Origin of the sequence: Anaerophaga thermohalophila str. Valhall, from assembly GCF_000250735.1 — a bacterium.
GTDB classification, from domain to species: domain Bacteria; phylum Bacteroidota; class Bacteroidia; order Bacteroidales; family Marinilabiliaceae; genus Anaerophaga; species Anaerophaga thermohalophila_A.
Genome location: NZ_AHZV01000213.1, coordinates 1 through 6,660 on the forward strand (window position 1 = coordinate 1; position 6,660 = coordinate 6,660).

Consider the following 6,660-nt stretch of genomic DNA (forward strand, 5'->3'; position numbering starts at 1 on the left):
TTATTTAAGTATTATTCATAATATTCCGTTAAACTTTTGCAAAACGTTGCAAACCATTTGTTTGCGTCCAAAAAGGTTTGCTTGTTAAAATGAAATATTTCAAGGTTGTACGAATTATCTTACATCTAACAATCTAACAATCTAATAATCTAATAATCTTACATATAGCATCTAACAATCTATTATTATCCAATATTTCCCAAAATTTTCTCCTCGCTCGATATCTCTCCACCGGCAAGAAGCATGGCCACATCAATTAAAGCAAGATGTGAATAGGCCTGTGGAAAATTACCCAGCAGTCGCTTACTTTCAAAGTCCAGGTCTTCACTAAAAATGCCCAGATGATTGGAATATTTGAGCAGTTCATCAAATTTTTTCCGGGCTTCTTCCTTCTCGCCAATCATGTAAAGGCTACGGATGAGCCAGAATGAACAGATGGTAAATGCTGATGAAGGCTGTCCAAAGTCATCATGGTTTTTATATCGGTACATGAGCCCTTTGTATTCCAGTTCTTTTTGAATTGCTTTCACTGTACTTCTGAATTTAGGATCATCTCCGTCTAAAAAGCCGAAAGACTCCATGAGCAACGCAGAAGCATCAAGGTCTTCAATACCATAGGCCTGGGTGAAGGATTGCTTCTTTTCCGACCAGGCATTTTTCAGAATATCATTCTTAATTCTATCGCGCAAACGACTCCACGACTGGATATATTCTTTTTGGTGGAGTAGCTCTGCAATTTTGATACCCCGGTCGGCAGCCACCCAGCAGAGTACTTTGCTGAAGGTAAAATGTTTGGTACTGTGGCGAATTTCCCAAATTCCTTTATCGGGCTTTTGCCAGTTGGTCTCAACCACCTTTATGATGTTACGTGTGATGGTCCACAACTCTTCGCTGTGTTCAAGCGAAGTAGTGAACAGGTGAAATAACTGATAGATGACATCCACCAATATTCCGTAAATATCGTTTTGTTTTTGTTTATAGGCTGCATTTCCTATTCTTACTGGCTTGCTGTTTTCATACCCCGAAAGATGCGGCAATTCATACTCGGTGAGCTTTTTTTCTCCATTAATGCCATACATTATCTGGATTTTTTCTCCTTTGTCGGGGAGCAGATCAATGATGAAATTCAAATATCTGTGCGCCACGTTGAAGTGCCCCAGTTTTGTCATTACTTTGATGACCATTGATGCATCCCTTATCCAGCAAAAACGATAGTCCCAGTTTCGTTCTTCCCCAATCGTCTCGGGAATTGATGTCGTTACGGCGGCAAGAATGGCACCTGATTTCTGATAGCTTAAAAGTTTCAGAAGAAGGGCACTGCGCATAATTTCGTCATTGTATTTTTTGAAACGCGTAGTTCGTTCGGCCCAATTAAGCCAATAGACTTTTGTTCGTTGTAACTTCAAATACGCTCTGCTAATAGTTTGTGCCAGTAACTTCTGGTTATAGCTGATCAGAATAAACTCATCTTTTTCTATCGTAATGGGTAACTGCCCAACCACAGATAATTTGTCCATGCTGGTATACAGATAGAGCGAATCGTAACTTCCCTTGGATGTATAAGCTTTTACATATTTCCCGTTAAAAGTGATATTGGTACCATACCTGGCATATTCCAGACGTGGATCAAATTGGATTCTGATCTTTGGTTTGCCTTCAATCCATTTGATGTATCTGATCAAATCAGGTGGTATGTAATATGAACCGTTATCCGTTTTATACCGTGGCATGAAATCATGTATTTCAAATGTTCCGTCAACACATTCAAAACGTGTTATCAAAACATTCGAGTGAAATTCATATCTTTGAGTAATTTCTGCTCCGGCAACAGAGATAATAGAAAAATGACCTCCTTTCTCCTTGTCGAGAAGAGAAGCGAAAACAGAAGGAGAATCAAATTTTGGTAAACACAACCAGTCAACGGATCCTTTGTTTGATATCAATGCTGCACTTTTTCCGTTGCCGACAATACCATAGTTTAGATTGTTCATGCGCTTTTAAGTGTTCAATTTGTTCGGTTTTTGTTTTATTTTGACGGTGCAAAGTTTGTAAAATAAAGAAAAAAGAACTATACTTTGAATAAAATAAAAATCATAATCCTATGAAAAAACTCCACATCGTTTCTAATCGATTGCCATTCAGCATAGTTTCCGATAACAATGAATTGTCATTAAAGCCGAGTGTAGGCGGACTGGCCACCGGTATGAAATCGGTCTATAAGGATTTCGAAGGTCGGTGGATTGGCTGGCCGGGTATGGCTACCGAGAGTTACACCAGCGATCAGTTTCGTGAAATTGAAGAAATGCTGAAAAAAGAGGGATGTGAAACCGTTCCACTTACAGCCAATGAAGTACATACCTTCTATGAAGGCTTTTGCAATCGCACTATATGGCCACTTTTTCATTATTTCAACCAGTTTGTTGATTATTCATCCGAATTTTGGGAGTCCTACGTAAAAGTGAACCAAAAGTTTGCCGATAAAACACTTGAAGTTGTTGAAGAAAATGATTATGTGTGGGTTCACGATTATCAGCTGATGCTTGTTCCAGGCATGATTAAGGAGAAAAGACCCGATATTACCATTGGGTTCTTTTTGCATATTCCTTTTCCGTCTTACGAGGTATTCAGAATACTACCCTGGCGGAATGAGATACTCAAAGGTTTGCTGGGGGCCGATTTAATTGGCTTTCATACCTACGATTATGAACGTCACTTTCTTAGTAGTGTACGCAGGCTGTTTGGATATGAAATATCGTTTAACCAGATACACATCGAAGAGCGGATTGTGCTGGCCGATGCGTTCCCTATGGGAATCGATTACGACAAGTTTCATGATGCTGCCCTGAAAACATTGTCCAGGCCACTCCAGGAAAAATCGACTTTACACCAGGAACTGGAAAAGTATTTCCTTGTTTCTCCAGATCGGAAATTAATCCTTTCCATAGACCGCCTGGATTATTCTAAAGGAATTCCAAACAGACTGAAAGCATTTGAGAGATTTCTGGAGAAATATCCGGAGTATCGCTCTAAAGTAACTTTGGTAATGCTGGCTGTACCTTCACGTAATTCGGTTCCTCAATATCAGCAGCTCAAGCGTGAAGTAGATGAACTGGTTGGTCGCATTAATGGTTTGTACGGTTCGGTAAATTATTCTCCTGTCTGGTATTTTTATCGTTCTATGCCTTTCGGAAATCTCGTGGAACTTTACAGTATGAGCGATGTGGCATTGCTAACTCCTGTACGCGACGGAATGAACCTGGTGGCAAAAGAATATGTAGCTTCACGTACCAATCAGACCGGGGTAATGATTATTAGCGAAATGACAGGTGTTGTAAAAGAGATGGGAGAGGCCATAGTGATTAATCCCAATAATGAAGACGAAGTGGCCGATTCTATTAAACTGGCTCTCGAGATGCCAGTGGAAGAGCAAAAGGCAAGAATGTCGGTGATACAGAAGCGCCTTAAACGGTATAATGTGTTTAAATGGGCTGAGCAATTCGTTGCTTCTCTTAAACGGATTACTCAAATTCAGAGTGATTTTCTTGCCAAGAAAATAACGCCTTCGCTGGCCAAAAAACTCCTCGAGGATTTTTCAAAAGCTAAATCGCGTGCCATATTTCTGGATTACGACGGAACCCTTACCCATTTTAAGAAAGCCACGCGTGAAGAAGAACCCAGTGCTGCACCCGACGATACACTTCACGAAATTCTTGACGCGCTTACAAATGATGACCGCAATGAGGTGGTTTTGATCAGTGGAAGAGATAAAGAAACACTAAGCAAATGGTTTGACCGTTCCAATGTTAGCCTGATCAGCGAGCACGGCGTTTGGATGAGAGAACGGGGGAGCGACTGGCAGATGCTGACCAATGCAACCAACTCGTGGATGCCAATGGTCAGACCTATTCTCGACAGTTTTGTTGTTCGTACGCCAGGGACTTATCTGGAAGAGAAAAACTATTCCCTGGTTTGGCATTACGAAAAAGCTGAGGCCGAATTGGGTGAATTGAGAGCAAATGAGCTGAAAGATGAATTGACTACTCTGGTGGCCAATCACAATCTTGAGATTATGGAAGGCAACAAGGTTGTTGAGGTTAAAACAGGCGGAATTAACAAAGGCGTTGCGGCGAACAGGTTCCTTCTTAACAAACAATTTGATTATATTATGGCTATGGGAGATGACTGGACCGATGAATATCTTTTCAGAGAATTACCACCCGAAGCAATTACTATTAAAGTTGGCATAAAACATACAAGTGCTTCCTATAAGCTCGAAACGGTTGATGCTGTGAGAAGCTTCCTTCGTATTATGTCAGAGAATCATTGAGGATTTTAAACAATTAACTTTTTTATTTATGAGTGAATTTCAATTTTCGAATCAGGAAATGTCACCTGGCTTAAAGAAAATCTTTAAGAACATCCGTTCCATTATAACTGTTGTTGTTCTTTTGATTATTGCCTGGAGCGGATTTTTTCAGGTAGGCCCCGAAGAAGCGGGTGTTATAGTTAGGTTTGGGAAATATACTAAAACTGTGATGCCCGGACTTAATTTCAAAATACCTTTTATTGAGCAGGTTTATAAAGTTCCGGTGGAAAGACAGCAAAAACTGGAATTTGGTTTCAGAACAACCGAGGCCAATGTGCGTTCGCAATATACTAAAAGCGGAACACAGGATGAGTCGTTGATGCTGACCGGCGATCTGAATCTTGCTGATGTGGAATGGGTAGTGCAATATCGCATTAATGACCCCTATAAATTCCTCTTCAAGGTTCGCAATCCCCAGTCCACTTTGCGCGATATTTCTGAAGGAGCTGTCCGCCAGATTGTCGGAGACCGCACCGTGAATGAAGTTTTAACGGTTGGTCGGACCGAGATTGCCTCCAGTGTGCAGCAACTGATCCAGGAGTTATCCAATAGCTATGAACTTGGTGTGAAAATAGATCAGGTAGTGCTTCAGGATGTTAATCCTCCCGATCCGGTTAAGGCAGCATTTAATGCGGTTAATGAAGCACAACAGGAAAAAGAAACATTAATTAATAAGGCCAAGTCAGAATATAATAAAGTGATTCCCAGGGCAAAAGGACAGGCCGAGGAGACCATTCAGAAAGCCGAAGGATATGCCGTAGAACGCGTTAACAATGCAGAGGGACAAGTTGCCAGATTTAATGAGTTGTATTCGGAATACATCAAAGCTCCGGATGTTACCCGTCAGCGTATTTATCTGGAAACAATGCAGGAAGTTTTACCCCGACTTGGCAATAAAATTATTACCGATCAGGACGGCAATAATGTATTGCCTCTACTGCAGATGCAAATGGATAATGTGAAAAAACTGAATGCGCCAGCATCTGCAGAAGGTGACAAATAGTTACCTGTCAGTCGGTGAGTATTTGGCCGTCGTTTGGAAACACAGAAAAACATCTAAATCGATCATGCACATCTGCCGTCGGGCAGATATTAAAGCGATGAAATAACTAAATTTTATTTGGATGAAACGAGCTTGGCAGAGGTTGCTACAACAAGTATATGTATCATTCCCTGCATGCGAGTTCCATTGGACCTTGAAAATTAAATTTTATACGAATGAAACGAAATAAAAAAATAGCAATAGTAATTGTAGCTTTCCTGGCATTTATCACTTTTCTCAGCAGTGTATATGTCGTTAATGAAACAGAGCAGGTAGTTGTTACACAATTTGGAAAACCTGTTGGTGAACCCGTAACAACCCCGGGGCTGAACTTTAAGGTACCGTTTATTCAGACTGCCAATTTTTTTGAGAAGCGTTTTCTGGAATGGGATGGTGATCCCAATCAAATTCCCACTAAGGACAAGAAGTACATTTTCGTGGATACATACGCCCGCTGGCAGATAGTTGATCCGCTTCAGTTTTTTAAACGTTTAAGAAATGAACTTGGGGCTCAATCCCGTTTAGACGATATACTGGATGGCGAAACCCGCGATTTTATAGCCAATCATAATTTGATAGAAGCGGTTAGAACAAGTAACAGGACGCCAATGTCGAGTGGTGTTATCGGCGAATTAATTGGTGATAGTCTTGAGAATATTGATGTTGGCAGGGAAAAAATACAGGCAATGATTTTGCAGGCTGCCAATGAGCAAACGCTTGACCTTGGACTAAAAGTATTAGACTTTAGGTTTAAACGTATTAATTACGTGGAAGATGTAAGAACCCAGGTGTATGAACGGATGAAAAGCGAACGATACAGAATTGCAGACAAGTTTCGTTCCGAAGGTCAGGGAGAAGCTTCCAGAATCAATGGAGAAAAGGAAAGAGAGCTGAAAACTATACAATCACAAGCCTTCAGGGAAGCCGAGGAAATAATGGGACGGGCAGACGGTGAGGCTGCAGCAATTTATGCCAATGCCTATAATAGATCGGCTGCATCCCGTACTTTGTACAGGTTTATGAAGTCAATGGAAACTTTTGAGAAAACTTTTGATAATAATACACATGTTATTTTATCAACAGAAAGTGACTTGTATAATTATTTAAAGAATGCAGACTAATTAGTGTCTGTTCAGAAAGTACCATTTGCTGTGTTACGCTCGCCGCCAAAATACTCATTTACGAAAAGTAAACTCCGTTTTTGGCGGCTTCGCAAGCCTTGCAACTGGCACTTTCTGAACAGACACACATA

At 40.7% G+C, this 6,660-nt stretch carries 4 protein-coding genes; 3 read left to right on the forward strand and 1 reads right to left on the reverse strand.

Annotated elements, in window-relative coordinates:
* Window positions 1-185: 185 nt before the first annotated feature.
* Window positions 186-1,991, reverse strand: a complete 1,806-nt coding sequence (locus OQ5_RS0111625; RefSeq protein WP_016777660.1) for a glycoside hydrolase family 15 protein — start codon at window positions 1,989-1,991, stop codon at window positions 186-188.
* A 110-nt stretch (window positions 1,992-2,101) separates the two neighbouring features.
* On the opposite strand from OQ5_RS0111625, the gene OQ5_RS0111630 reads away from it, so the two are divergent.
* The 3 genes from OQ5_RS0111630 (at window position 2,102) to hflC (ending at window position 6,529) form a co-directional block, all read left to right on the forward strand.
* Complete coding sequence (locus OQ5_RS0111630) at window positions 2,102-4,327, forward strand: bifunctional alpha,alpha-trehalose-phosphate synthase (UDP-forming)/trehalose-phosphatase (RefSeq protein ID WP_016777661.1); 2,226 nt, start codon at window positions 2,102-2,104, stop codon at window positions 4,325-4,327.
* A gap of 28 nt (window positions 4,328-4,355) precedes the next feature.
* The gene (gene hflK, locus OQ5_RS0111635; RefSeq protein WP_016777662.1) at window positions 4,356-5,369 is read left to right on the forward strand and encodes an FtsH protease activity modulator HflK; all 1,014 of its coding nucleotides are present in this window, start codon (window positions 4,356-4,358) and stop codon (window positions 5,367-5,369) included.
* A 215-nt stretch (window positions 5,370-5,584) separates the two neighbouring features.
* Window positions 5,585-6,529, forward strand: coding sequence for a protease modulator HflC (gene hflC / locus OQ5_RS0111640; RefSeq protein ID WP_016777663.1), 945 nt, complete (start codon window positions 5,585-5,587; stop codon window positions 6,527-6,529).
* Window positions 6,530-6,660: the final 131 nt, after the last annotated feature.

Bases quoted from the DNA above. Each gene is read 5' to 3' on its own strand.
- hflC (WP_016777663.1), top strand. From the start codon at position 5,585: ATGAAACGAAATAAAAAAATAGCAATAGTAATTGTAGCTTTCCTGGCA.
- OQ5_RS0111625 (WP_016777660.1), bottom strand. From the start codon at position 1,991: ATGAACAATCTAAACTATGGTATTGTCGGCAACGGAAAAAGTGCAGCA.
- hflK (WP_016777662.1), top strand. From the start codon at position 4,356: ATGAGTGAATTTCAATTTTCGAATCAGGAAATGTCACCTGGCTTAAAG.
- OQ5_RS0111630 (WP_016777661.1), top strand. From the start codon at position 2,102: ATGAAAAAACTCCACATCGTTTCTAATCGATTGCCATTCAGCATAGTT.